25 protein-coding genes are annotated in these 26424 nt (G+C 65.1%); 10 read left to right on the forward strand and 15 right to left on the reverse strand.

Going from position 1 to position 26424, the window contains the following annotated elements:
- The first annotated feature begins 102 nt into the window (after positions 1-102).
- The 3 genes from ACV7NN_RS07485 to ACV7NN_RS07495 are packed head-to-tail and all read left to right on the forward strand — an operon-like array spanning position 103 to position 1833.
- Positions 103-1020: an NADP-dependent oxidoreductase gene (locus ACV7NN_RS07485; RefSeq protein WP_463348945.1), complete on the forward strand. Its 918-nt coding sequence runs from the start codon at positions 103-105 to the stop codon at positions 1018-1020.
- 34 nt (positions 1021-1054) lie between these two features.
- Positions 1055-1504, forward strand: coding sequence for a GNAT family N-acetyltransferase (locus tag ACV7NN_RS07490; protein WP_463348946.1), 450 nt, complete (start codon positions 1055-1057; stop codon positions 1502-1504).
- On the forward strand, positions 1501-1833 hold the full coding sequence (locus ACV7NN_RS07495; RefSeq protein ID WP_463348947.1) for a hypothetical protein: 333 nt from the start codon (positions 1501-1503) through the stop codon (positions 1831-1833). The genes ACV7NN_RS07490 and ACV7NN_RS07495 overlap by 4 nt, the downstream gene beginning before the upstream one ends.
- A 38-nt stretch (positions 1834-1871) precedes the next feature.
- Here the strand turns inward: ACV7NN_RS07495 and ACV7NN_RS07500 are convergent, their stop codons facing one another.
- Complete coding sequence (locus ACV7NN_RS07500; protein WP_463348948.1) at positions 1872-2294, reverse strand: DUF302 domain-containing protein; 423 nt, start codon at positions 2292-2294, stop codon at positions 1872-1874.
- Positions 2295-2480: 186 nt separating this feature from the next.
- Here ACV7NN_RS07500 and ACV7NN_RS07505 point away from each other — a divergent pair, with 186 nt between their 5' ends.
- Positions 2481-2699 (forward strand): hypothetical protein, encoded by a 219-nt coding sequence (locus ACV7NN_RS07505; protein ID WP_463348949.1) that lies wholly within the window; start codon positions 2481-2483, stop codon positions 2697-2699.
- Here the strand turns inward: ACV7NN_RS07505 and ACV7NN_RS07510 are convergent.
- Together ACV7NN_RS07510 and ACV7NN_RS07515 are read right to left on the reverse strand one after the other, a co-directional pair.
- Complete coding sequence (locus ACV7NN_RS07510; protein WP_463348950.1) at positions 2668-4500, reverse strand: choice-of-anchor A family protein; 1833 nt, start codon at positions 4498-4500, stop codon at positions 2668-2670. The two genes, ACV7NN_RS07505 and ACV7NN_RS07510, sit on opposite strands and share 32 nt — an antisense overlap.
- A 340-nt stretch (positions 4501-4840) precedes the next feature.
- Complete coding sequence (locus tag ACV7NN_RS07515; RefSeq protein WP_463351255.1) at positions 4841-5422, reverse strand: helix-turn-helix transcriptional regulator; 582 nt, start codon at positions 5420-5422, stop codon at positions 4841-4843.
- A 182-nt stretch (positions 5423-5604) separates the two neighbouring features.
- Between ACV7NN_RS07515 and ACV7NN_RS07520 the strand changes: the two genes are divergently transcribed.
- A complete protein-coding gene (locus ACV7NN_RS07520; RefSeq protein ID WP_463348951.1) occupies positions 5605-5769 on the forward strand; it encodes a hypothetical protein in 165 nt (54 codons plus the stop codon).
- Positions 5770-5823: 54 nt separating this feature from the next.
- On the opposite strand, the gene ACV7NN_RS07525 is transcribed toward ACV7NN_RS07520, so the two are convergent.
- From ACV7NN_RS07525 to ACV7NN_RS07540, 4 genes are all read right to left on the reverse strand, one after another.
- A complete protein-coding gene (locus ACV7NN_RS07525) occupies positions 5824-6165 on the reverse strand; it encodes a hypothetical protein (RefSeq protein WP_463348952.1) in 342 nt (113 codons plus the stop codon).
- 274 nt (positions 6166-6439) lie between these two features.
- Positions 6440-7384 (reverse strand): PfkB family carbohydrate kinase, encoded by a 945-nt coding sequence (locus ACV7NN_RS07530; protein WP_463348953.1) that lies wholly within the window; start codon positions 7382-7384, stop codon positions 6440-6442.
- Positions 7381-8622: a glycoside hydrolase family 32 protein gene (locus ACV7NN_RS07535; protein ID WP_463348954.1), complete on the reverse strand. Its 1242-nt coding sequence runs from the start codon at positions 8620-8622 to the stop codon at positions 7381-7383. The genes ACV7NN_RS07530 and ACV7NN_RS07535 overlap by 4 nt, the downstream gene beginning before the upstream one ends.
- Positions 8619-9977, reverse strand: a complete 1359-nt coding sequence (locus tag ACV7NN_RS07540) for a glycoside hydrolase family 172 protein (protein ID WP_463348955.1) — start codon at positions 9975-9977, stop codon at positions 8619-8621. Before ACV7NN_RS07540 ends, ACV7NN_RS07535 begins: the two co-directional genes overlap by 4 nt.
- 148 nt (positions 9978-10125) lie before the next feature.
- On the opposite strand from ACV7NN_RS07540, the gene ACV7NN_RS07545 reads away from it, so the two are divergent.
- The 5 genes from ACV7NN_RS07545 (at position 10126) to ACV7NN_RS07565 (ending at position 15495) form a co-directional block, all read left to right on the forward strand.
- Complete coding sequence (locus ACV7NN_RS07545) at positions 10126-11157, forward strand: LacI family DNA-binding transcriptional regulator (protein ID WP_463348956.1); 1032 nt, start codon at positions 10126-10128, stop codon at positions 11155-11157.
- A gap of 145 nt (positions 11158-11302) precedes the next feature.
- The gene (locus ACV7NN_RS07550; RefSeq protein WP_463348957.1) at positions 11303-12604 is read left to right on the forward strand and encodes an ABC transporter substrate-binding protein; all 1302 of its coding nucleotides are present in this window, start codon (positions 11303-11305) and stop codon (positions 12602-12604) included.
- A gap of 80 nt (positions 12605-12684) precedes the next feature.
- Entirely contained in the window at positions 12685-13554 is an 870-nt protein-coding gene (locus tag ACV7NN_RS07555; protein ID WP_463348958.1) for a carbohydrate ABC transporter permease, read from the forward strand.
- Positions 13551-14447: a carbohydrate ABC transporter permease gene (locus ACV7NN_RS07560; RefSeq protein WP_463348959.1), complete on the forward strand. Its 897-nt coding sequence runs from the start codon at positions 13551-13553 to the stop codon at positions 14445-14447. Before ACV7NN_RS07555 ends, ACV7NN_RS07560 begins: the two co-directional genes overlap by 4 nt.
- Before the next feature lie 94 nt (positions 14448-14541).
- Positions 14542-15495, forward strand: coding sequence for a DUF389 domain-containing protein (locus ACV7NN_RS07565; protein ID WP_463348960.1), 954 nt, complete (start codon positions 14542-14544; stop codon positions 15493-15495).
- 89 nt (positions 15496-15584) lie between these two features.
- On the opposite strand, the gene ACV7NN_RS07570 is transcribed toward ACV7NN_RS07565, so the two are convergent.
- From ACV7NN_RS07570 to ACV7NN_RS07605, 8 genes are all read right to left on the reverse strand, one after another.
- Positions 15585-15842, reverse strand: coding sequence for a GNAT family N-acetyltransferase (locus ACV7NN_RS07570; protein ID WP_463351256.1), 258 nt, complete (start codon positions 15840-15842; stop codon positions 15585-15587).
- Complete coding sequence (locus ACV7NN_RS07575; protein WP_463348961.1) at positions 15839-17386, reverse strand: GMC family oxidoreductase; 1548 nt, start codon at positions 17384-17386, stop codon at positions 15839-15841. Before ACV7NN_RS07575 ends, ACV7NN_RS07570 begins: the two co-directional genes overlap by 4 nt.
- Before the next feature lie 34 nt (positions 17387-17420).
- Entirely contained in the window at positions 17421-19283 is a 1863-nt protein-coding gene (locus tag ACV7NN_RS07580; RefSeq protein ID WP_463348962.1) for a glycoside hydrolase family 15 protein, read from the reverse strand.
- Positions 19280-20746, reverse strand: coding sequence for a glucose-6-phosphate dehydrogenase (locus tag ACV7NN_RS07585; protein ID WP_463348963.1), 1467 nt, complete (start codon positions 20744-20746; stop codon positions 19280-19282). The genes ACV7NN_RS07580 and ACV7NN_RS07585 overlap by 4 nt, the downstream gene beginning before the upstream one ends.
- 22 nt (positions 20747-20768) lie before the next feature.
- Positions 20769-21767 carry a cytochrome d ubiquinol oxidase subunit II gene (gene cydB, locus ACV7NN_RS07590; RefSeq protein WP_463348964.1) on the reverse strand — a complete coding sequence of 333 codons (999 nt, stop codon included), beginning with the start codon at positions 21765-21767 and terminating at the stop codon, positions 20769-20771.
- A 31-nt stretch (positions 21768-21798) separates the two neighbouring features.
- Entirely contained in the window at positions 21799-23190 is a 1392-nt protein-coding gene (locus ACV7NN_RS07595) for a cytochrome ubiquinol oxidase subunit I (protein ID WP_463348965.1), read from the reverse strand.
- A gap of 285 nt (positions 23191-23475) precedes the next feature.
- Complete coding sequence (locus ACV7NN_RS07600) at positions 23476-25536, reverse strand: glycoside hydrolase family 2 protein (protein WP_463348966.1); 2061 nt, start codon at positions 25534-25536, stop codon at positions 23476-23478.
- Positions 25533-26414 (reverse strand): carbohydrate ABC transporter permease, encoded by an 882-nt coding sequence (locus ACV7NN_RS07605; RefSeq protein ID WP_463348967.1) that lies wholly within the window; start codon positions 26412-26414, stop codon positions 25533-25535. The genes ACV7NN_RS07600 and ACV7NN_RS07605 overlap by 4 nt, the downstream gene beginning before the upstream one ends.
- Between the last annotated feature and the right edge of the window lie 10 nt (positions 26415-26424).

Raw genomic sequence — 26424 nt, forward strand, 5'->3', positions numbered from 1 at the left:
AAAGTCCATTTTGCGATTACGATGTTCCATGACTCGACCAAGAGGTCGAAGCTAGACATACGTGGCCGCCCCCTGGTGGTCATGGCTCCAAGGAGGTGCCCCATGAAGGCGATAGTGGTGACCGATCAGGCCGAAGGAACGGCCGGAATGAAGCTGATGGACCGCCCGGAACCCAAGCCCGCGATCAACGATGTCCTCGTGGAGTTGCACGCCGCCGCATACGTGCCCACTGAGATCGACTGGCCGTCCACGTGGGTCGACCGCGCCGGTCACGACAAGTCCGCGTCGATCCTCGGCCACGACCTCGCCGGAGTGGTGACGGCCCTCGGCTACGGCACTACGGGGCTGAGTGTCGGACAGCGGGTCTTGGGCATCTCCGACTGGCACCGCGACGGAACACTTGCCGAGTATGTGGCCGTCGAGTCCCGCAACCTCGCACCCCTCCCTGGCGATGTCGACTTCACCGTCGGCGCGAGCCTTCCGATCTCCGGCCTCACCGCCTGGCAGGGCCTGTTCCAGCACGGCCGCCTGCAGTCCGGCCAGACCGTCCTCGCGCACGGTGCCGCCGGCGCTGTCGGCACCATGGTGACCCAGCTCGCCCGGGAAGCCGGAGCCTACGTCATCGGCACCGGGCGCGCCGCCGACCGGGAGAAGGCGCTCGACTACGGCGCACACGAGTTCATCGACCTCGAGAACGACGCGCTCGAAGAGGTGGGCGGTGTGGATCTCGTGTTCGACGTCATCGGTGGCGCCATTCAGGAGAAGTCCGCGCTGCTTATCCGTCCGGGCGGAACGCTGGTCACCATCACTGGACTGGGCGATGTCCGGCCCACGGATGGTCTCTCTGTCGATTTCGTCGTCGAGTCCGTGCCCTCGCAGCTTGTCGAGATCGTCCAGCGCGTCCGCGACGGACGGCTCCGCACGAACATCGACGAGGTCGCACCCCTCGACGACGCCATCGCCGCGCTCAACCCGACCCAGCGGCGTAAGGGAAAGACCGTTATCAGCATCCGCTCCTGAAACACCTGGTGAGAACCGAGCAGAAGGAACCCCAATGACCAACGCAGACTTCGAATACCCCGACGAGGCCGGATACCCCGACGGCGTCGGCACCCTCACCCAAGACCAGGTCGTGCTCATCGACGAACTGGACACCGAGGATCACTCCCCCACGATCGGCTTCTTCGTCTCCCGAAACGAGCCCGTCTCCACCTACGAGGCGATCTCCGGTGACACCGTGATCGGCGGCCTGACCTATAATCTCGCCGCGGAGAACCGGCTCGTGCTGGTCGCGGCCGCAGTGTTCCCCGAGTACCGCGGGCAAGGCGTCGCCACGGAACTGATCAGGCGCGTCCTCGAGGACGTACGCGCCCGCGGCAACACGGTCACGATCCTGTGCCCGATCGTCTGGGCATTCATCGACCGCAATCCCGAATACAACGACATCGTCGACCCGGAACTCCCCGGCCCCCGGAAAAGCCGACGGGACAAGGAGCAGAAATGAACGCGAAGAAGCACAAGGATCCGGCGCACTTCCCGGTGATGGACGGCGCGCAACCGGCGCCCCGCGAGGACCAGATCGCAGGCATCGTCCAACGAGTCTGGGCTGACTCCCGCCTCTACCACCAGGATGTGGAAACCCTGCTGCGCGAATGGCTGGCTACCGACCAGTGCGTGGTTACGGATACCGAGTTCACGACCCTGCTGACCAAGGCCCGTAGCGAGTTCGACCGCATCGCGACCACCGACGACTCAGGCGCGCCAACGTGCCCTGCACACTCGCTTGTCGAATGCATCTACTGGGACGTGCAACAGCTCGAACGCTCGTCGTAGGCGACGCTCAGCCGACCACGAACGTCAGTGCGCCTCCTTCAGGCCTGGTTCGATGGTTGCGTGATTTCACCGGCGGCCTCGGACTTCACGGCCTCCAGGACGCGCGCGAGCAGCTCAAGGGTGCCTTCGGCCGCCGACAGCTCGTACTCATCGCTGAGAGCGCGCGGGTCTCGGTAGACCAACTCTGCCCCCGTCTCGGTCTCACGCACGAGAACGCGAAGCGGCAGGTCGAGACCGGCGCGAGCGTCGGCGACCATGACCTCCGTTCCGACCGACGGGTTCCCGAAGATCAGCACGGTTTCGCCGGCAAGAGTCTGCCCCACCGTCCGGGCCGCAGCAGCGTGGTCGATCGCGGCAGACATGGTGATACCACGCCGCTCAACCGCGGCCCGCAATGCGACGACCACATCATCGAACGCCTTGTCGGTGCGCTTACTCCGTAACCCTCCGTCGCCTGTCATGTGTCCAATATTCCTGTACGCGCTGGCGAGCGTCGACGCCCGCACACGGCGGCGCACGCCCCAGAACATCGGCGTGCTCTACCTCCACCCCGAGGTACAGGACGAGCGATTCGACGCCTTTCGCCATGAACGCGATCAATTGCGGGCGGCTTAGGTCGTCTCGGCGCCGCCCCCGCTCATCCGGATGTGAAGGCCACGTTCAGCGAGGGGCGCCTTGGAATTCTGCTCATCCAGCTCGCCGAAGTGATCATCCAGCTTCGCCGAAGCGGAGAGACCGATGCTCAGGACGATGCGACACTCGCAGAGTCGTGCATGCGGCTCGTCGGCCAGACGACGGCGCAGATCAGAACGGCGCGCGCAGAGGGCGCCGACCTCATCCGGCTCGCCGAGTCAGCGCAGCTTTGACGTCATAGCCGTTCCTGGTCCGCCGTCGGGCGATGAGGAGCGCAAGGAGCCCGGCGGCGAGCAGGGCCGAACCACCAAGAAGACCCGGGATGCTGACCGAGGTGCCGGTATCGGAGAGTTCGGTTGTCGTCGTTGATCCGCCGCCACCTGCCGGGACCTCGGCGCCTACCACGGTGTTGGTCACTGTGATGGTCGGGCTGCTGATCGAGCTGCCCACAGTGATGGTGGGTGGGACGATGGTGGGTGTTCCCCAGGTGAAGGCGTCGGTGCTGAAATCGCCGGGTTCGGTCGAGAGCGTGGGCTCGTCGAAGGTGCATGTAGTGCCGGCGGGGAAGGCGAGCGGGTTTCCATTCACGGCAGGGTGGCCACTCGCTCCTGGCGTGATCGCGATCGTGCCGGCGGCTGTGCCGGGGTCGACGGTGCCGTTGACATACCCGTCCGCGCTGCACGACCACCCGATGTTGAACGTTCGGCTCCCGACATACGCGGCATGCGTGTCATTGATGGTCTTGGTGACGACGAATGTGCCCAGCACAGTATTCGTCACATTCATGGTGATCTGTACCTCATCGGCAGGTGCCGGCACGACGAATGACCCGTCCGACGGATTACCGTTGAGCTCGAATTGCCGGTTCGCCCAACTGAGTCCTCCCGTACTGACCTGGCCAACACGGTTCACCAGGAAGCTGAGGTCTTCGCCCACACGGCAGGTCTGCCCGATGGGCAACTCCCCGATGACGACGGAAGCTCCGGCTTGCACTGTCCATGGTTCGCTGAATGTACCGCCGCCGGGCAGGTTGCAGGTGAGCGTCCCCGTGAACGCCGGGTTCAGAGGATCGAGCGCCGATCCCGGCGTCAAAGTCTTAGAGATGGTCACGTGCCCGAATTCTGTAGGGTCAGGCGTGGTCGGAACCTGCACCATGCACTGGAAGCCGGCGTTGCCGATCCACTCGAAATTGTGCTGTTCATTTCCCGTGCCGTTGGTGGTGACGTTGCCGCCCACGTAGACGCGACCGTTCGTGCTTGCCGTCAGCGTCGCAGCACCGTGAGGGATGAGGAGACTCCCCAGAACCTGGCTCGACCCGGCAACGTCGACCGAAGCAGCGTCCGGGAAGTTCCAAAGTGTGCGGCTGGAAACGGTCGAGTACAGCGGGCTTGCGAAGTCATCGGCGCGGACCCCATTGTCGGAGAAGAAGTTGGGCATGAACGTCACCGGGCCACCGAGGATGTTCACGGCAACCGACGCGCCGGCGGGGATCCCCGTGAAATGGAACTCCCGAGCAGCGTTCATCGCCGCCGCCGTCATTGCGAAGACTTGCGCCGCTGACGTTCCGTCGCCCGTGAACGTCAGGATCTGACCGGCGGCCCCGACGGTGCCGGTCGGAGTCTCCGCAGCCAAAGACGCCGATGTCGGTGCCAGCGCCGCTGCAAGGGGCGCGTAAGCGGACACTGCGGAAGAACCCATCCCTACGGTCACGGCGGCGCCGTTCGTCTCGATGACCGCGTCGGTATTCACACCCAGCCCCACGGCCACCCGGCCACCGCCGACCACTCTGGACCCGACATCGAGGATGGTCGGTCGCGTCACCTGAAGAGAGCCACCGACAGCCAGCATCACCGTCCCGCCGGAGGGAGTGACCTGCGTGCCCACGCCGACGGCGCCGACGTTGAACACGCCGCCCGCGGATTTGTTGAACGTCGCGTTTCCGTCGACGACCAGAAGGCCCTCCGATTCTGCAGCAGACCCGACCGCACTGTAATTCCCGCCAGCGAAGACGGCCACATTATTGTCCGTGAACAACGGAGCATCATTACTGATCCCGGGCCACTGTCCATCCGGAGGGCAAGCCGGCGACTGCGCCGCGTCAGCCGCGCCCGTTCCCACAGCGACACTCAACGCCGACCATGCCACAACCAGCGTCACAGCCGCGGCAAGTCGCTGGGCCACATTCGATCGCGCGCCAGGTCTAACAGACATCCTGGGCATGCGACCCCCTCTCGAAGGGTCAGCCAACACGAGCCGCCACGGATCAGCGGTCGAATTCACGGAACGATACTCCCTCGCATCCGGTTCGGCAACGACTGGTGGGCACCGGCCTTGCCGCGCCTGCCCAACCCGCGACGGTTCCTAGTCCTCAGGGTCAGCGCCAATTCTCGATGCGCCGCTGATCGGGAGTGAAACCGTGGTCGACGCCCCACAGGACCGCCTGGGTGCGACTCGCCACGTCGATCTTGCGGTAGATGCTGCGGATATAGGACTTCACCGTGTTGGGGCTCAGGTAGGTCAGAGCGGCGATCTCCGCGTTGCTCTTTCCTTGGGTGATGAGCGCCAGGACCTCCGATTCGCGGTCCGTGATGCCCTCGAGGCGACCGGGCCAGTCGAGCCCCAACGCGCTGCTCGCACGCTTGGGTGGAGCGCTGACCACGAGCTCGCCGTTGTGGATCGCTTCGAGCGCGGCAACCAGGTCGCGTGCTGGCAAAGTCTTCGACAGATACCCGTGCACGCCGTAGTTTCGGGCACTCTCGACAAGTGACGGGTGAAAGTTCCAGGTGTAGACCACGACACGCTTCGCGCGAGGATTCCGAACCAGCGATGTGATCTCTTCCTGATCGGTCTCGGGCTGCGCGAACGAGTCGTACATCACGATGTCGATGACATCCCGAAGCGGTTCCTCGGCGTCGATCTCTACGACTTCGACACGGTCAGGGTATTGATCGAACATGTGGGCCAGACCGAGCAGCACGACGTCATAGTCGTCGACGAGGGCCACCGTGATCGGCGCACCACTCCCACTCCTTGATGTCACCACGTCTCAACGATTCCACCCCAAGGGGTGTAACGCCACACCCGAAGGGGTGGTTAGGTCGAGAGCGTCCATATCACTCTCGCAGAACGGAACCGATCATGAACATCCTGCTCATCGTCATCGCCATCATCGCGATCATCCTGCTACTCACCGGAGGGCTGGTGCACACCCTGAGTTTCCTCCTGTGGGTCGGAATCGTCGTGCTCGTCATCGCGGCAATCATCTTCCTGGTCCAGCTACTCACAGGGCGCCGTCGCGTCTAGACGACCATGGGCACGCTGATCGACCCACAGACTGGTCGCGTGGCGGGCCGAGGTTCAGTTGGGCACGTCGTAGTCGACGGGTGGCACAGTCGATTGACCCTCGCCCAGAGGCAGCGCGGCAGACGACGCGAGCTGCCGGGTTGCGATGGTGAACCGCTCGACCACCTCGTCATCCACGATCTCGTCGTCATGGCCGGGCTCGTGCGTGGAGACGAGCTGGCTCGCAGGGCCGATCAGCACCTGGGCGATGCCACGGCCGCCATCCGCTTCGCGCACCGGGATCTCGACCGTCGCTGATGTCGCGTTCCGTGCGAGTGCGGCGGCGTATTCGAGTAGCGCGGCCGCAATCGCATCCCCCGTCACGAGCGACCCGCCGGCATATTGGACTCGATGCATTGGAATCTCATTTCGGTTGGTTCCACGAACCGTAGTCGCCAGGGCCGTGAGGTCAATCCCTTGCGCGGCACTGGCGATAGAAACGTGCTCTGCATGCCCGGCTGCGTCTGGTCGTCGAGAACGGGCAGCTTGTCGAGCACACTCATCGAAGCAAGACCGTGCGACAACGAGCTCGCGGCTTGAGCCGTAAGCACTGTCCCGATTGAGACCGGCACAGAGGATACGGTCGCGATCAGAACGAGCGCGGCAAACAAGGGACTTTTCTTCATCATCATCACGGTTTCACCATCGAAACGGTGTGGGTGAGGTCTAGCGGACGGCTCCGGCGAGTGCATGCCGATCCGGCGGCGACGCACCGAGCCTTCCGACAGTGACCGCCGACGATTCGAGTGCCGTCCCGATGATCGACCGGACCGCATCCAACGTCAGACCCCGGCCCACCACGGCGCCGAGGTGGTCGCCGTCCAGGCAGGCGAAGAGCAGGCCTGACATGAAGGCGTCCCCCGCCCCGATCGTGTCGACGACACGGACGGAGCGCGGTGTCATTACGAACGAGTGCTTGGGCGTGCGCACCAAGCATGGACGCGGCCCGCGCGTGATCACGAACAGAGACACGGCCACGCTCGACGTAGGCGTCGGCGATCTGAGCGTGACCGAGTTCGGGATACAGCCATCCCGCATCCTCGTCGCTCATCTTCACGACATCGGACAGCGCGGCCAGGCGTTCGACGTGATCCACGACGGTCGGGTGGTCACCGAGCACGGCGGGACGGATATTCGGATCGAACGAGACCAGGGTCGACGCATCGGCCGTCGCGAGCGCCTCCAGCACGCGATCCGCCCCCGGCTCCAGGAGCGCGCCGATCGATCCGGTGTGGATTACGTCAGCGCCCACCAGCCCGCCGAGCTCCGGCTCCCACCGGATGTCGAAGAGGTAGCGCGCCGCGCCATCCTCGTCGATGTTCGCTGTGGCGCTGGAGGTAGCGGTTCCTGATACCGAGCCGGGCGCGACGCGTACACCGGACTCGGCCAGGTGACGTTCGATCATCTGGCCGAGCCGATCCGTCCCGAACTGCGTGAACAGCGTCGTGCCGACGCCGAGACGCGCGAGACCTACCGCGACGTTCATCGGGCTTCCCCCGGCGACCTCACGAACGGCGCCCTCGGCGCCCACAATGCGGTCGACCAGGGACTCGCCGATGACCGTCGCCGTGCTCATCGCGCCAGCTGCCAGATCTTCACGGGCTCGGATGCGGCGATCTCGAGCGAGTCGGCCGCCGGCGCGACCGGCACTGCGAAGACTCCACCATCGGTCGAGACCTCCACGGTCGGGCCGTCGACGATGATCCGCACCGGTCCGTCTGAGAACGGCATCGGCCAGGATTCGCTGCCCTGCTGAATCCGCAGCCCCTCGCCGTCGAATACCAGGCTCGCGAGCACCGTCGAACCAGAAGCGACACTGAAGTGTCCGCCGGGTGCCGGCTGCCAAACGCAGTCGGCCGCGAGCCCGACGATCTGCGATGTCGTCACCTCGCGCCGGTACTTCTCAAGACCGGCGTGGGGCGCGGCTACGAGCGTCTCGCCAACGAGCGACAGCGTGTGCGGGATGCTGTGGGCACTTGCCCAGCCAGCGTCCCGGTCTTCGACATGGCGCAGCCAGAACGTGAGGGAGGGTTTCCCTTCGGCATCGCGAAAGAACGAGGGCGCGTAGTAGCTGGGTCCGTAGCTCAGACGACCCCACGACGTCGGTGTGAAGATGCCGTCTACATAGTCGCCTACGGCGTAGATGACGTAGTGGAGCACGTCGTCGTCCCAGACTGAGGTGACCATCACGTGCCGGCCGTCGAGTGCGAACAGCTGCGGGCACTCCCAGAGCGCCCCCGTCCACACCGGCTGCGTCTCGTTAGTGGACCGTTGCACCGCGATTCCGTCGTACGACCACTCCTCGAGGTCGCCGGACGAGTAGGAGAGCGCGGTTGCGGTCCCGTCTGCCAGGCCGGCGCCGACGAGCATGCGCCAACCCTCCCCGTCCCTGAAGACGAAGGGGTCGCGGTAGGCGATGATGTCGAGTCCGGTAGGCGCGGTCCCAATCACGCCGTCCTTGACCCAGCTGAGCCAGTCGGGATCAGCCGGACGCGCGCGACGCACCCTACCGATGCCGATCCCGGGCTGTACGACCGAGGTGTAGAAAATGGTCGACTCTCCGGCATCGTCGGTGACCAGCGACCCCGTCCAGATGCCGTCGTCACCATCGCCGGGGGGGATCGCCACCGGCTGGACCGTCCAGTCGAACAGGTCCGGCCCCGTTGCGTGACCCCAGTGGCAATTCGGCGCCCAGACGAGACTCTCCGGCACGTACTGGTAGAAGAGGTGGTAGCGGCCGTCACGGTAGGTGATGCCGTGGGGGTCGTTGATCCAGCCGGTCGGTGCAGTGAAGTGGAACTCCGGGCGCGTCATTCTGCGACTCCGGCGTCGAAGCGGGCGCGGACGTCGCGAGCCTGAGTCACGTTGCCCGCCTCCCATCTGTCGACCTCTTCCTGACGCTGCGCGCGCATTTCATCACGCGCGGCGACGAAGCGCGCCATACGCTCGGCCGCGCGAGCGCGGGCCTCGGTCTGCTCGTCGCTCAGCTCGGGCAAGGGCGCCTCGACTATGCGGTCGATCGGGCGCAGCGGAAGGCGCTGCTCCACTGGCAGGATCGTGAGTTCGGGCGACGGCAGCGTCTGGTACCAGTACGCGGTCGAGGACCAGTCGTCGGAGAGATGGTTGCCGTGGCCATGCTCGAAGGTGACCTTGATGCGCTTGGAGAAACGGATCGGATCCGCCATGTGGAAGCGGTAGCTGTGGTGGAAACCCGGCACGTTGGCCTCGTGCACCATCGTGCCGTTGAACAGGTACGCGTTGTCCTGCATGCCCCACGCGTGCCCGAAGTAGTCCTCCATGCCCGTTCCGTGGAGGCTCGGCGGCCACGTGTCGTCGTCGATGAAGATCATGTCGTCGCCTTCACCCCACCACGAGCCCTGGAAGTGGCGCACCGCCAGGTTGCAGCCGACGTAGTGTCCGCGTCCCTCAGTCTCGAGAACGACGTAGTTGTCGTCACCGGTCAGGTTCGGGATGGTCGTCTCGATGCTGTTCGCCTGCAGGTCGGGACCCCAGCCCTGGTTGGGCAGCGCCCGGCGCCAGTGGGCGTGGAAGTACACCGTGTCCTCGGGCAGCGGCTCGCGGACGAGTTCGTAGTCGATGTAGAAGTACTGCAGGTAAGGGATGTCGTTCTGGTTCTCGACGACGATCCGCGCCCGCGAGTTGAACGGCATCCGGAAGTAGCTGTTGAAGGCGGCGCTCCCGCCGAACGTGTTGAGCTCCGGTTCTTTCGCCGAGACCGAGAGCGGAAGCGAGTCGTACGATCCCGAGAGCGAGTTCATCAGGCCGAAGAAATCTCCGAGGGGTGCGATGACACTCGGGGTCTCCTGATCGTCCCAGTACATCTTGAGCACGATCTTGCGGTAGTAGTCCGGGTCGTGCACCTCCCAGCTCACCCCGAGCGCGTTGTGGATCTCAAGCATCGGCACCCCGACGACCGCCGGGTCGATCTGGCCAGGGCCGGGCTGGATGCGAGACGACTGCGTCATCCAGATGTGCGTGATGAAGCCCGGACCCTCGATGTCGGCGAGTACGCGCTCCTCGCCCGGCATCACGATCCAGTTGTCCCGGTTGCGGCCCGTCTGGTCGAAACTCGACGCCCGAGCGGTACGGGTGTCGCGACTCACGGTCAAGTTGCCGAGCAGTCCGCTCGGCAGGTAGGGGTTGTTCATCGGGGCTCTTCCTTGAGTGTGTAAATCGTCGAAACGTTTGCGCAACCGATGCTAGCTGGCATAGTGGATGGTGGCAACTGGTTACTGCGCTCGACTTGAGGCAGTACATTCCAAACGTCCACCATCAGGGCGACGAACAGGGGTAGACATGGCAACGATCGTCGAAGTAGCGGCACTTGCCGGGGTGTCGACATCCACCGTCTCGCACGTGCTGAACGAAACCCGGCATGTCGAGCCGGCTACCCGGCGGCGGGTGATGGACGCGATCGAGAAGACCTCGTATCGTCAGGATGCGCTGGCCCGCGCGATGCGGCGATCGCGAACCGACAGCATCGGGCTCGTGATCCCCGACGCGGGCGAGCCGGCATTCGCCGAAATGGTCCACGGGGTGGAGCAAGCGGCGGCGAAGCTCGGACTCACACTTCTCTTATCGAACTCGGCCGAAAGCGCTGAGCGCGAGGCGAAGGCCGTGAAGGTACTCCTCGAACGACGGGTCGACGGGCTCATTCTCGCCCGGTCCGCCAACTCATCAGAAAGCATCATCGACGACCTGAAGAAGGAGAGCGCGGCCGTGGTCCTTCTCGACCGCATGTCGCCCAGCTCACCCTTCGACCAGGTCGGCACGGAGAACCGACAGCCTATGCGTTCACTGGTCTCGCACCTCGCCGATGCCGGCCATCGGCGGATGGTCCTGGTCGCGGGAGACCGCCGTGTTTCGACCCTTCGCGAGCGCGCGGACGGGTTCACGATCGGGGTCATCGAGGCCGGACTGGATCCCTCCGATCAGGTCATCATCGCCTCGGACGGCCCGGAGAACTCGCTCGCTGCCGAAATCGCCACGGAGATCGACGACCCGCGCTGCCCGACCGCCTTCATTGCGTGCAGCACTGTTCTTGCAGTCGCCACGCTCGAACAGCTGAAGGCCGCGAACAAGCGCATTCCCCGCGATTTCGCGTTCGCCACCTTCGACGGATTCAGTCATTCGGATCTGTTCGAGCCGAGCATCACGACGGTGCGACAGCCCGCGTTGGAGGTGGGCATCGCAGCGGTCGATCTTCTGAAGGATCGCCTGGCCGGCTCAACGTCGATGCCCAGGACCGTCCACCTCGAGCAGTCGATCGAATATCGCGAGAGCACGCGTGGCTACCGATTCGATGCGCGTCCGAATGAGACCATCTAGCACCCGCAATCACAGCCACGGGATTCATCGACCAGCTTGACAACCCGACACGTGCACGTCTAGCTTTACGAAATGAGACGCGCAAACGTTTCGATGAAACTCGGCTCCGGCGGCTCTGTAGACCGCCCACATCAATGGAGATGAAATGCACAGCACGCACCATCCGAAGAGACTCGCAGCTGCAGTTGCTGTCGCGACTGCAATCGCATTGACCATCGCAGGATGCTCGGCGGGATCCTCCAGCGGTCCCACGAAGATCAGCCTGTCGATGCAGAACCCGGACGTGAAGACTTCTGACCCTGCGACCTGGGCCATCGTCCAGGCGTTCGAGAAGAAGTACCCGGACATCTCGGTCACCGTCACCGGTCAACCCGTTGCCCAGCACCTCCAGGCCATCTCGGTCGCCGCCCAGAGCCACACGCTCCCCGACATCTTCTGGGTCTACAAGTCCACCGCAGAGCAGATGAACAAGGCGGGCGATCTCATGGATCTCGCGCCGGTGCTGAAGAGCCTCGGCCTCACCGACAAGATCGCTTCGAGCACTCTGGACAACTTCTCGACCGGCAAGGTCACGTACGGCGTCCCGTATCAAGGCCTCCTGACGGGCATCTGGTACAACACGAAGATCCTGAGCGACAACGGGCTGACCGTTCCGAAGACGTTCGACGACTTCCTCAACGTCGCCAAGACCCTCCACAGCAAGGGCATCACGACCCTCTCCGACGGAGCCAACCAGTCGTCGTTCTCGGTCTGGTCTTTCCTCGTCGACCTCGACCGCTACGGCTGGGAGAGCAAGTACAAGTCGATCCTCGCGGGCCAGTCCAGCTACGACAACCCGGACTTCATCCACTTCTACGACAGCATCGCCAAGCTCCGCAAGGCGGGCGCCTTCCCCTCGAACGTGACCACGCAGACCTACCAGCAGGCGGTCAACGAGTTCACCAGCGGCAAGGCGGCGATGCTGGATGCGGGCATCTGGGCCTCCAGCGCGATCCAGGATTCGTCCGTAGCGCCAGACGCCGGTTTCTGGAACGGCCCCACCTTCTCTGACGGAGTGGGTAAGCAGGACATCGTCATGAACGTCGCCTCCGCCCCGTTCGCCGTCAGTGCGGACGTGCAGAAGAATGACGCGAAGAGCGCGGCCGTGAAGAAGTTCATCGCCTTCTACTACAGCGACACGGCGCAGCAGCTGCTCGTCGACAACGGCCAGCCGCCAGTGACGAACTACACGCCCAAGCTCGACGCGACGAAGCAGAGCGTCCTGAAGGGTGCACTCGAAGCGTCCACCGCTCCGGGGCTCACCAGCCCGCAGACCCAGCCGGACCTAGTCGTGTCCACCGCAGTTGCGAGCGCCATGTATGACAGCATCTACGGCGTGATCGAGGGGCAGCTGACCTCGAAGCAGGCGGTCGACCTGGTGCAGACCGCGATCACAGCGGGCAAGTAGGCGCAACAGCCATGATCCGCCGGGTGGGCAGCACCGCCCGGCGGATCATTTCATGAACACAGCAACAAACGGAGGATCACGTGGTCTGGCTCAGCACGCGCTGGCGAATCGCACTCATGGTCGCACCCGCGATCATCGTCTTCACCGCACTGATCGTCTACCCAGTGATCTATTCGGCCGGCTACAGCCTCACCGACTTCGCCGGGTTCGGCGATCCCGCTTTCGTCGGTTTCAAGAACTACATCGCTCTGTGGAACGACCCGTTCTTCTGGTCGTCCCTGAAGAACACCGTGATCATCCTCGTCGTCAGTATCGTCGTGCTGGTCCCGGGCTCGTTCGGCCTCGCGCTTCTCCTTCGCCGACGATTCCCCGGCGGCGGCGCGCTCCGGGCGCTGGTCTTCGCGCCGGCGATCATCGCGCCGATCCTGATCGGACTCATCTGGGTCTTCATCCTCGATCCGAAGATCGGCATGCTGAACCACTTCCTCGGCTGGCTCGGCCTTCCGCAACCGGAATGGATCGGCGGAAACGTATTGACCCCGTATTCCGTGGCCCTCGTCTTCATCTGGAGCAGCGTCGGCTTCGCAATGACGATCTTCTACGCAGGGTTGCAGCAGCTGCCCGGCGACGTGATCGAGGCGAGTTCGCTCGACGGCGCGAGCGGCTGGAAGCAATTGCTGTACGTGACCGTGCCTCTCATGAAAGAGAGCTTCGCGATCGCGTCCGTGCTCCTCATCACCAACGTCTTCAAGATCTTCGAACTCGTGTACGTGCTCACGAATGGAGGTCCCGTGCACCGCTCGGAGACCCTCGTCAGCTACATGTACTTCATCACCTTCACCAACCAGCAATACGGATCCGGGATGGCATTGGCTGTGATCATCACGGTTCTCGGCGCGGTCGTGTCTCTCGCCTACCTGCTGGTCCTGAGAGGCAGGAAATCCGAATGAGCACCGCAACGCAGACCGCCACATCCGCGTCGCCCACGACGGTTCCGACCGCCGCACGGGAGCGTCGCCGCCGCAAAGGAGGCATCATCGCGGCCGTCGCCGCGTACCTCATCACTTTTCTCGTCCTGCTGCCCATTCTCTGGATCGTGCTGCTCTCCTTCCAGTCGAGCTCGAAGATCCTGTCCAACCCACTCGATCTGAGTTCGCTCAGCCTGACGAACTACGTGCACGCGCTGACCTCCCTTCCGCTCGCCCAGATGTACGGCAACACCATCTTTCTCGCCGTCGTCTCGGTGACGATCGGCACCGCCATCTCGTTCATGGTGTCGTTCGCGCTGACCCGCATGATCTTCCGGCGCAGGCGGGTGCAGTCAGCGCTGCGGTTCTACCTGCTCGCCGGCCTCGCGGTGCCGGTCTACATCCTGCTATTCCCGGTCTATCGGCTGGACCTGGCGATCGGCGTCTTCGGCTCGTATGCGGCTCTGATCATCCCGTATGTAGGTGTCTCGATCCCCTTCAACACCTTGCTGCTGACCGGGTTCCTGCGCGACCTGCCGAGCGAGATCGAAGAGGCCGCGATCATCGACGGCGCTGGGCTTTCGCGGCTCGTCTGGAGCGTGGTACTGCCCGTTATGCGCCCCGTCATCGCCACCGTGCTGATCTTCAACGTGGTCTACGTATTCAACGAGTTCCCGTTCGCGTCGATCCTCATCAACAACCCCGACATGGTCACCGTCTCACTCGCTGTGTCGCAGTTCCAGGGCCAATACAGCATCGACTACGGCGGGATGATGGCCGCGGCGACCCTTGTGCTGATACCGCAACTCGTCATCTATGCGATCTTCCAGAAACAAGTGATCGCCGGAATGACCGTGGGAGCCGTGAAGGGCTAGCCCACTCTAACCGCGCCGATTCCCAATTCCGGCGTCTGCCCCGACACGCGGCCGAGGGCGCGGGTCATACCCTCTTTTCGTCCACACTGGCCCTGTGCTCCATCTGCGCATCATCGCTCCCGACGACCTCGTCGACCCGGTGCTGACCGCCATTCAGGGCAGCCCCGCGACGACGAATCTCGTGCGCATCCCGCACGCCGCTTCGCGGCCACCCGGCGACCTGGTGCTGTGCGATGTCGCCCGGGAGGGTCTCAGCCCGCTGCTGGACGAGTTCCAGCGTCTGGGCGTGCATCATTCCGGGTCGATCTCGGTGGACGACATCGGAATCGAGATCTCGGATGCGGCGCGGGCTGCCAGCAGGGCGGCTCCCGGCCACGCGGCCGATGCGGTCGTCTGGCAGGAGATCGAGCAGCGCACGCACGACGAGACCAGTCTGTCCCCCACCTTCCTGACGTTCATGGCGGTCGCGACCATGATCGCCGCGATCGGCGTGGTGTTCGACGAACCCATCCTGATCGTCGGCGCGATGGTCGTCGGACCCGACTTCGGGCCCCTCGCCGCCCTGTCCGTGGGCATCGTACGAGGCAAGCGACGGATGATCGCGCAATCGGTGACAGCACTGGTGGTGGGCTTCCTGGTGGCGATCGCGGTGACCATCCTGTTCACCTTGCTGCTGACCGCTCTGGGCCTGATGTCGTCCGCAGACCTCGAGAACTCGCGGCCCTTGACGGATTTCATCTGGAAGCCGAACGCGTTGAGCTGGGTCGTCGGTTTCCTCGCCGGGATCGCCGGACTGCTCTCCCTGTCGACCGCGAAGTCGGGGGCGCTCGTCGGAGTGCTGATCTCCGTGACGACGGTGCCCGCCGCAGCGAACGCGGCCGTCGCGCTCGCATACTGGGTGCCCGTGCAAGCCGGAGGGGCGCTCATCCAGCTGGTCGTCAACCTCGCCGCGATCACCCTCGGCGGCGTACTCACGCTGACGGCACAGCGCCTCAACTCGCGCCGTCGCGCGGCCCAGGCGACACACGCCCGGCCCGACCAGGCGTAGCGGAACGGATCAGGACTCCCGCCCAGCCCGCGTCCCCACTCCTGCAGAGGATGTTCGGCGAGGTCCGCGTCGATCTTCTGCAGGGCCATTCAGAGCCGTTTCGTCAGCAGCAGAGAGTCGCCGTGCACGGGGTCTGCTTCGACCTCGCCAGTGTTGTCGAAGCCGAGTTTGGCGAGCACCCTCAACGACGCCGTGTTCCAGTCGCGCACTGTGGCCCACAACCACCGATGACCGGATGCGCGCGCCCAGTCCACGACTGCCCTCGACGCTTCGGTCGCATAGCCTCGGCCCCAGAATTCACGAAGGAACTCGACTGGTCCATGAAAAGGATGATTCAGGTCCGTCAGCCGAGCCGCGCGAGCAGGTGGTCGCCCACCCGCAACGCGTTGGCCATGGCCGTGAGGGCCGGATTCACCGCGCCGATGCTGGGGAAGAAGCTGGTGTCGACGACGTACAGGTTGTCCAGTTCGTGTGCCTTGCAATCGGGGTCCAACACTGACGCTGCGGGGTCGCTGCCGAAGCGCACGGTACCCGCCTGGTGGGCGCATCCGGCGACCGGGATGTCGTTCTTCATGTAGACGTCGCGAGGGATCAGATGGTGGGGATGCAGGCCCAGGTGATTGAGGTGACCCTTCACCCGCCTGTAGAGCTGCTCGAGCGGCTCCCGGTTGTTCTGCGTGTAATCGAGCGAGACATTCCCGTCCTTCGCGAGCGTGACCCGGTTCCCGGGATCGGGCAGATCCTCTGCGGAGAGCCAGAAGTCGACCGCGTGCTCGGCCATCTCGTCGAGAGTGAATTCGGGTGCGAGCTTCGCGATGGCCTGCTCCCCTCGATACATCGGGGGCGAGGACTTGCCGACCATCTGCACGTTGCCCATGGGGTACTCGAAGTCGTCGTCGCCGAGGTACCAGTCGTTGATGCCGAGCGTCTTCTGGAAGCGGGTGTCGTTCTTCTCCATCGAGATGGCGAGGAAGGCCCGGCTGTTGTGGAACATGTAGTTGCGCCCGACCTGGTCGGAGCCATTGGCCAGCCCGTTGGGGTGCTTGTCGTCGGCACTCGCCAGGAGGAGCTTCGCGGAGTTCGCCGCACCGGCCGAGACGACGACGATCGAGCCGGTGAAGGTCTGCTCCGCGCCGTCGATGTCGGCGACCACAGACGTGACGGCGCGCCCTGACGGATCGGTCTCGAGTCTCAGGACGTGCGCGTTGCGAACGAGCGTGACGTTGTCATGCGTGACGGCCGGACGGACGGCGATCACGTCGGCGTCGGATTTCGCGTGCACCAGGCAGGCGAAGCCGTCGCAGGTGGCGCAGCGGATGCACGCACTGAATGCCGGGTTCGCCTCATCGAGCATGATCCCGTTCGGGGTGTGGAACGGATGCAATCCCACCCGCCCCAGGTCGTCGAAGAGCTCCTGGATGCGCGGCTCGTGCGACACCGGCGCGAACGGATACGGCTCACCCGGCGGATCCGTCGGGTCTTCACCGCGCAGACCGTGCACCTGATACAGGTCCTCGGCCTGCGCGTAGTAGGGCGCGAGGTCGGTGTAGCTGATCGGCCACGCGGGCGAGATCCCGCCGTGATGCTTCAGCTCGCCGAAATCCGCCTCACGCAGCCGGTAGAGGGCGGCCCCGTAGAACTTGGTCGCTCCTCCGACGAAATAGTGGACCTGGGGCTGGAAGGGCTTCCCGTCCCTGTCGTACCACGTGTCCTTCGAGACGTAGCGGTTGTCGACGAAGACAGCCGTGGCATCCCAGTTCTGGATCTCCCGGGGCAGCCAGTCGCCGCGTTCGAGGATCAGGATGCGCTTGCCCGAGGGCGCGAGCCGGTGCGCCAGCGTGCCGCCGCCCGCTCCGGATCCCACGATGATGACGTCGTAATCGTCGGCCATGAGTTCTCCCCCTCACAGGGTTCGGTGTTGCGATTCAGAGAGACAGCTCTTCGAGCCGGTCGGCGAGGATGACCCGGGCCGCCGCTTCGATGAGTGCCAGGTGCGAGAACGCCTGCGGGAAGTTCCCCAGATGCCGGGCGCGATCGACCTCGAACTCCTCCGCGTACAGGCCGAGCGGCGACGCGATCCGCAGCAGCCGCTCCAGCAGGTCCGTGGCCTGGTCCCTCTCGCCGACGACGGCGAGCGCCGACACCAGCCAGAACGAGCAGATCAGGAAGGTGCCTTCCTTGCCCGTCATCCCGTCGTCGGTCTCGCCGGTGACATAGCGCAGCACGAAGCCGTGCTCGGTGAGGTCGTTCGAGATCGCGTCGACCGTCGCCTTCATCCGCTCGTCGGTGCCGGGCAGGAACCCGAAGATCGCGGCGAGCAGGGTCGAGGCGTCGAGAGCGTCCGTGTCGTAGTGCTGGCGGAGCACCCCGGCGTCAGTCACTCCGTGCGCAAGGATGTCGGCCCGGATCTCCTCCGCGGCCTCGCTCCAGGTCTTCTCGAGCTCGAGGTCCTCCCGGATCCCGGCGATCTTCGCCGCTCGGTCCAGTGCCACCCAGCCCATGATCTTCGAGGAGACGTAGTGCTGCGGTGCTCCACGGGCTTCCCAGATGCCCTGATCGGGTTCGCGCCAGGTCGCGAGAGCCTGCTCGGCCTGCGACTTCACCAGCGGCCACAGACGCCTGGGCAGGTGCTGGTTGCGCCTCGTGTGCAGCAGAAGGGAGTCGAGGACCGCACCGTAGACGTCGTTCTGGCGCTGGTCGAACGCGCCGTTGCCGAGCCGGACGGGGCGCGCCCCTTCGTAGCCGGAGAGCTCGTCACGCGTGGACTCGGTGAGGTCGCGTCGGCCGTCGATGCCGTACATGATCTGCAGGCCGCCGTCTTCGACCGGTTCGAGATCGGCCACGAACTGCATGAACTCGTCGGCCTCCCAGTCCAGGTTCAGGAAATGAAGCGCCTGCAGGGTGAAGGTCGTGTCGCGCATCCACGTGTAGCGGTAGTCCCAGTTCCGCTCGCCTCCCGGTGTCTCCGGGAGCGACGTGGTGAGTGCTGCCACGGTCGCACCGGTCGGCATGTACGTGAGGCCCTTGATCGTGAGGGCCGCCCGCTCCAGCGGGTGACGCAGCGGATGGTCGGGGATGCGCGCCCGCGCCAGCCACCGCCGCCAGAAGCTCACCGTGCGGTCGATCCGTTCCGTGGCATCGTCCACATCCGCCGGCGCCGCGAACTCTTCGGCCCAGGACAGCGCGCAGTACGCCTTCTCCCCCGCCTTCAGCATGTGCCGCGCCCGCGCCGAACTGCCCTCCAGCCCGATCGACATGTCGGTGACGAGCCGGAAGGTCTGCCCCGCGCCGGTGGCCTCGGCGATGTGCCCGTCCGCGTCCACGATCCGCCATGCCGCGGGGTCGCGCCCGTAGTCGAAGGCGGGCTCGCAGATCAGCTCGACTTCGACCGAGCCTTCGAGGCACTCCACCAGTCGCACGAGCACATGGTCGGCGTCGTCATCTGCCGGCGGACGGGTGTGAGGTGTGACGTGGTCCGGCCCCGTTCGCGGTCCCATGGTGAGGGCATCGTGCACGAGCAGCCAGCCGCTGGGCGTGTGCCAGGTCGTCGTCAGCACATTGGTTCCCGGCACGTACGACCGCGCTGTGGGCGAGTTGATGCCGAACGGTCCGAACCGGAAGGAGCCGGCCTCCCGGTCGAGTAGGTTGCCGAACGAGCTCGGCGAGTCGAACGCGGGCACGCAGAGCCAGTCGACCGAGCCGTCCGGAGCGATGAGCGCCCCCGTGTGGCAGTTCGACAGGAACGCGTAGTCGGCGATGGGCGGGAACGGCGATGTCGTGAGGCTCACTTCGCATCACCTTCGGGCTCCACGATCCAAGGGCCCTGCCACCCGCCATGGTCCGCGACGAGTGTCGACGCGATGGCGGGACCCCAGGTCCCGGGGGCGTACGGATGCACGGGCGGTGGGTCGTCGATCAGTGGCTGCATGATGCGCCAGTTCTCCTCCACCACGTCCTGCCGCTTGAAACGGCCCGAGTCGCCGACGATCGCCGCATGCAACAGCACCTCGTACGGTGTGGCGCCCTCGCCCCCTTCTTCGACGAACTCCGCGTCGAGGGTGATCGCCCGCGGTCCTTGCCCGTCGGCCCGGTGGGCGTCGACGATGAGGCGGGCACCGGTGGAGGGATCCAGCTTGACGACGAACTCGTCACGCGCGGGCCGGCGGTCTTCGCCGCTGCCCAGGCCCAGGTGCACCGGCGGCGGCTCGCGGAAGACGATGCGCAGTTCCGTCTGTGTGACCGGGAGCTTCTTGCCGGTGCGGATGTAGAACGGCACGCCTTCCCACCGCCAGTTGTCGATCTCGAGCCGCAACGCCGCATAGGTCTCTGTCGTCGAACCTTCGGCGACCCCTGTGATGTTCTGGTAACCCTCGTACTGTCCGCGAACGTAACGAGCCGGATCGGCGGCCTTCACGGCACGGAAGAGCGTGACCGCAGCGTCACGCAGTGCCTCCGGTCCTGTTCCCGATGGCGGCTCCATCGCCGCTGCGGCGACCACCTGCATGAGGTGGTTGACCACCACGTCGCGCAGGGCGCCGACCGGGTCGTAGAAGTGTCCGCGGTCCTCCACGCCGAAGTCCTCGGCCATCGTGATCTCCACGCACTCCACGTAGCTGCGGTTCCACAGCGGCTCCAGGACGGTGTTGGCGAAGCGGAGGTAGAGGATCTCCTCGTAGCCCATCTTCCCGAGGTAGTGGTCGATCCGGTACAGCTGCCGTTCGTCGAGGTACTTGTGAAGTTCGACCGCCAGCGCCTTGGCGGATTCGAGATCGTGACCGAACGGCTTCTCGACGACGACGCGGGCCGCCGACGTGAGACCGGCCTCAGCCAGTCCCTGGGCGACCCGGGCGAACAGGAACGGAGGGATCTCGAGGTAGAACACCGGATGCTGGGTTCCGCTGATCGCCTCCCCGACGCGCTGGTAGGTGGCCGGGTCGTCGAAGTCGCCCTGAACGTAAGCGAGCCGACCGGCGAAGCGCTGGAATACGGCCTCGTCGAGCACCTCCCCCGTGGCCACGATCGAATCGCGTGCGCGCTTCACGAGTTGTTCGAGCGTCCAATCGTCGACGGCCACGCCGACGATCGGACAGTCGAGCAGTCCCCGGAGCTCCAGCCGGTACAGGGAGCGGAACGTCATCACGCGGGCGAGGTCACCGGTGATCCCGAAGACGACCAGGATGTCGGCGACCGCCGACCACTGCCCTGCGTCCTCAGCCGGTGCCGCTGATGTCGTCGAGGTTGCATCTGCCATCGTTGTCTCCGTTCTCAGTGAATCAATGCGCAGCGGGCGGACCGATCACCCGGCGCCGGAACACCACGTAGGTGTAGCCCTGGTAGAGCAGCACGATCGGGAAGCACACGGCCGCGACGATGGTCATCACGGTCAGTGCGTAGTTCCCGGATGCGCTCCCCGCGACCGTCAGGCTGTACGACGCGTTCGTGCTCGACACGAGTACGCGCGGGAAGACGCTGACGAACACCGATGCGACCACCAGCCCGATCGCAACGGAACTGGCTGCGAACGCCAACCCGTCGCGAGCGCGGAACTGGGCGATGAGCGACGCGATGACGGCGGCGAGCGCCAGCGCCAGCACCAGATAGGTGCCCGCTCCCGGATGCGCGACCAGCGCCATCCACACCCCGAACACCACGACCATCCCGAGCGCGACGAAGGAGGCCACGTGCCCGAACGCTCGCGCCCGGCCGCGGACCACATCCGTCGTCCGGAGCGCAAGGAAGGTGCAGCCCTGCACGAGGCAGAGCACGAGCACGGTGAGTCCGGTCCAGACGCCGAACCCCGTAAAGAGAGTCCAGAAGGTGCCGGTGAAGTTCCCGTCGCTATCGATCGGCAGGCCGGCCAGCAGGTCGCCGAGGGCGAGCGCCAGCACCGTCGGGGCGACGATGCTGCCGACCGTCAGGCACAGGCTCCATCCCCCGCGCCACCGGTCACCGCGTCCGCGGCCGCGCCATTCGAACGAGATGCCTCGCACGATCAGGGCGACCAGGACGAGCACGATGGCCAGGTACGACGCCGAGATCCAGGTCGCGTACCAGGCGGGGAAGGCCGCGAAGATCGCCGCCGCCCCCACGACGAGCCAGACCTCGTTGCCGTCCCAGAACGGTCCGACCGTGTTGATCGCCACCCGGCGTTCCGTCTCGGTGCGGCCGACGACGGAGTGGATGGCGCCGACACCGAAGTCGAAGCCCTCGAGCACGAAGAACCCGGTCCAGAAGACGGCGATGATGATGAACCACACGTCCGCGAGAGTCATGGGGTCCTCCTCAGCTGTTCCGGGTCGAAAGTCAGTAGGTCAGGGCAGGGGTGTCCGAGCGGGTGTCCTGGTCGGCGTCCTCGTCGATCTTCTCGAGGTCGCGACGGCCGTAGCGCAGCATCAGTACAAAGTCGAGCACGGCGAGCAGGATGTAGACGAGGAAGAACACAGCCAGACTGATGACGAGGTCCGTGGCGGAGACGCTCGTCGACGCGCCATCCGCTGTCTTCATCAGTCCCTGCACGATCCAGGGCTGGCGGCCGTTCTCGGTGAGGAACCAGCCGGCCGTGTTGATGATGAACGGGATGGGCGCCGCCCACGTCGCGACGAACAGGAACACCCGCGACGTCGGCAGTTTTCGGCGCAGCGCGATCCAGCCGCCCCACAGGGCGAAGAGGAACACCATTGTCCCGAGGTACGCCATCACCCGCATCGACCAGTACTGGATGAACACGTTGGGCACGTAGTTCCCCGACCCGTACTGCTGCACCGACTGCTGCTGCAGTTCGTTGAGGCCGACGACCTTGCCGTCCCAGGTGCCGGTCGCCAGGATCGAGAGCAGATGCGGCACCTCGATGATCTGGGTCGGTGTCTCGTCGTTGTTCCCGCCGCCGATCTGGAACAGCGAGAACGAGCACGGCTGGCAGGTCGTCCACTGTGCCTCGGCGGCGGCGATCTTCATGGGCTGGTAGGTGGTCTCGATGACACCAAGGTGACTGCCGACGCCGAGCGCGAGAGCGGAGGCCGGGAGCAGCACGACGAGCGAGAGGACCGCGGAGGTCTTGAACAGCATCCGCCCCCGCCGCAGCTGCCACGCCGAGACCGCCAGCATCACGACCGCCCCCGTGACCAGCGACGCGAGGATCACGTGGATGTATCCCCACACGAACACCTGGTTGGTGAACAGGTCGCCGATCGAATTGAGCACCGGCCGCCCGGTGGCCGAACTGGTCGCGTAGCCGACCGGATGCTGCATCCACGAGTTCGCCGCCATGATGAACGCGGCGGAAAGCATCGCGCCTGCCGCGACCAGCCACACCGAGAGCAGGTGCACGCCGCGCGGCAGCACGTTCCACCCGAACACCCACAAGCCGAGGAAGGTCGACTCCAGAAAGAAGGCGGCCAGCCCCTCCATCGCCAGGGGCGCGCCGAACACATCGCCCACGAACACCGAGTACTTCGACCAGTTCATGCCGAACTGGAACTCCTGCACGAGACCGGTCACGACACCGATCGCGACGTTGATCAGCAGCAGGGTGCCGAAGAACTTCGTGAGCCGCTTGTGCCGGGGGTCGCCGGAGCGGAACCACGCGGTATGGAGCAGCGCCACCAGGAAGGCGAGCCCGATCGTGACGGGTACGAAGAGGAAATGGTAGATGCTCGTCGACGCGAACTGCAATCGAGCCAGATCCACCAGATTCACGACAACGGCCCCCTTCCGGTCCGTGTGTGCGGGCATCGAGCCCCGTCGAGCGTGTTCACGCCCCGGTTCGGAATGGCTGCGCATTGCGGTCGGAACCGGTAGTCGCGACTCCAAGTGTGCTCGCATTCGCGACCCGGCCGCAACGGATGGACGGAATCGCGTCGGTTAACAATCGGATTGTTCCCCGACCCCACTGGGCCTTCTGCGTACGGCGCTCCGGAGACGCCAGGGGGTCGGGGCGTCGCTTCACGAAATGTGCCGGCTGCCTTCTCAACCGTCGCACCTTCAAAGCACCCGCGACTCCAGCGGCCCCGCGTCGACAAAGGTGCGCGCGCGCACTCGCCCGTCGTGGTCCTCGAACCAGAGCGCGAGCCGACGGCGACTGGATGCAGGGCTCGGCGGCACAGCGATCGTAGAAGCATCGCAAACGGCGAACGGATAGACGGTGAGGTCACCCGAGCTGGCGAGGGGCCTAGAGACGCCGGCGACGGGCTGCCCCGCGAGCGCCCATTGTGCATGCACCCGCCCACGCAAGGGCTGGCGCCCATGGTGGGAAACGCACACACCCAACTCCAATGTCGAGGTCGGAATTTCCATGTCCGTGCCGGCTTGCTTCGGTACCAGGTCGACGACGATGACCGTTTCGGCATTGTGATCGGCCGGATCCATACCGCCCAGATCCTTTCGGCGACGTTCCGCAGTGAAGAGTCCCGCCGACTCGTGTTCAACATCGGCGAGTTCGGTGTAGACGTAGCCTGCTATGCGGTCGTGCCGGCGCATTTCCTGGGTCTGCCACCGCACGTGCCACGCCCGTTCGAGACTCGTGAAGCCGCCGCCGTACTCGCTGTTGATAAGGGGAATGCCCGAGCGTGTCGCTTCGGCGCTGCCGTAGATGCTCTTGTCGACCACGAAGCCTGGGCCGAGCGGAACAGGGAAACATTCCCGGGCACCGGATGCGATCTCCGCAACGTTCCTCGCCCACGATGCGGGGTCCTCGTCGTAGTAGTGCCAGTCGGCAAGGTCGGTCTTCACGTGCGCCCAGCCGGAGTTCTCGACGATCGGTCGCGACGTATCCAACCGTGCGAGCGTGTCGTATGCGGCCACCGCCGCCGCCGCTCGTGCCGCGTCGCCTGGGATGTCCCAATCGAGACCCCATTCTTCGTTGTAGAGACCCCAGATCACAATGGATGGATGATTGCCGTCGCGCTCGACCATGTCGTCGATCTGCGCCTCGAAGTTGCCGGCCGCTTCCGCGCTGAACCGGCTCGTGCTCGCCGGCTCCGCCCACACCAGCATTCCCAGTTTGTCCGCCCAATGCAGCCAGCGCGGTTCCTCGAACTTCAGATGCTTGCGAACGAGGTTGAATCCGCTGGCTCGTGCGAGCTGGAGGTCCGTGATCAGTGCCGCGTCGTCCGGTGCTGTGATGCCCGATGTCGGCCAGTACCCCTGGTCGAGTACGCCTCTCATATAGAAACGCTCGCCGTTGAGGTGAAGCTCATCGCCGCGCGCCTCGAACCGTCGCAACCCCGACGATACGATCACGGTGTCGACGCCGGCCACAGTCAGCTCCACCGCGTACAGATGCGGATCGTCGGGTGACCACAGCCTCGGCTCGGCGATGCGAAGGAATCCGCGCGCGAGACCATCGTCGTCCGCGACGAGCTCCAGGTGCTCCTCCGCGCCACCCTGAACCTGTAGAGAAACCTGGGCTCCGGACGGTGCATCGCCGGAGACCCGGACATCGACGTTGAAGCCGTCGAGGGAGTCGCCGCGAAGGGCGACGGATGCGGCATAGGTTCGACCGCGCGCCTCGAGCCACACGCTCTGCCAGATTCCCGAGCTCGGCATGAACGAGACGCCGTCATAGTCGTCACGGGGGAAGGACCGTTGCTTTCCGTGAGGAATCGCTCGCTTGTCCGAGGGCGCCTCCACATCAACGGTCAGGATGCCGGTTCCCCCGGCCGCAAGTAAGCCCGTCACGTCGAATTCGAACGACGTGTAGCCGCCCTCGTGCACACCCACGTCTACCCCGTCGATCGCGATCGACGCCCGATGATGCACGGCCCCGAAGCAGAGGAAGACTCGCGACCCGCCCCACTCGGCCGGCACAGCAATCTGGCGACGGTAGCGGGCGTTCTCAAGCCACGTCCGGCCGACGCCCGACGCATCCGTCTCCCAGGCGAACGGCACGGTTATCGCCGTCAGCTCGTCTTCAGTCTCGAACTCCCACCTGCCGTTGAGCGACTGCCAGCGCGCCGATCGGTCGCGATCGGGCCGTGGGTACTCGGGTTTCGGGTGCGAGGAAGCCATTCGTGGTGTGCCTTTCGATTCGATTGCAGTGCTCATCCCTTGACGCTCCCCGCGAGGATGCCGTTGATGAAGTGCTTCTGTAGTGCGATGAAGACGATGAGGAGTGGGATCAAGGCGATCGAACTCGCAGCGAGCAACTCGCCGGTGACGTGCGCGTAGTCGGCGCCGATCTTGTTGCCACTGATGTTCTGCGCAAGGGTCGAAAGCACGACCTGCAGTGTCTGCATGCGGTCGGTGGTCGTCACGACCACGGGCCAGACAAAGTCGTTGTAGATGTTCATAACGGTGAGCACAGCGAGGCCGGCGAGGCCTGGCCGGATGACCGGCATCACAATCCGCCAGAAGATGCCGAACTCACCGCATCCGTCGACTCTGGCGGCGTCGAGGAGCTCGTCCGGCACTGAAGAGATCACCTGACGCATCCAAAAGATCGCGAACGCGTCCACCGACCCGGGCAAGATCAGTGCTTGATACGTATTGATCCAGCCGAGCTCTTTCATCTCGAGCAGCATCGGGATCACGAGCACGATGATCGGCAGCATCAGCGTCACAAGCACTGCACCGAAGATCAGATTCTTGAAACGGAAGTCGTATTTCGCGAATGCGTACCCGGCGAGCGGGGCGAAGAAGAGCGTGATGGAGCCCTTGACGAGAAGAACGACTGCGGTGTTCAGGAAACCGGACGCAATGGGAACGTCCCCGAACATTTGACGGTAGTTCTCGAACGTCACTGTGGCTGGATTGAAGCCCAGAGGGTCCGCGATGATGTCATTGGCCGGCTTCAGGGCCGACACGAGGGTCCATACGACCGGCGCGAGGAACGCAAGCGCGAGAAGCGCCAGGACCAGGTGCGAGCCGATCGCGGGCTTGCTCCGACGGGAGCGCAGGGCCTTGTCGAGCACAGGTGTGGTCATAGCCGTCATG

The sequence above is a fragment of the Leifsonia sp. Ger2509 genome (genome assembly GCF_055231915.1).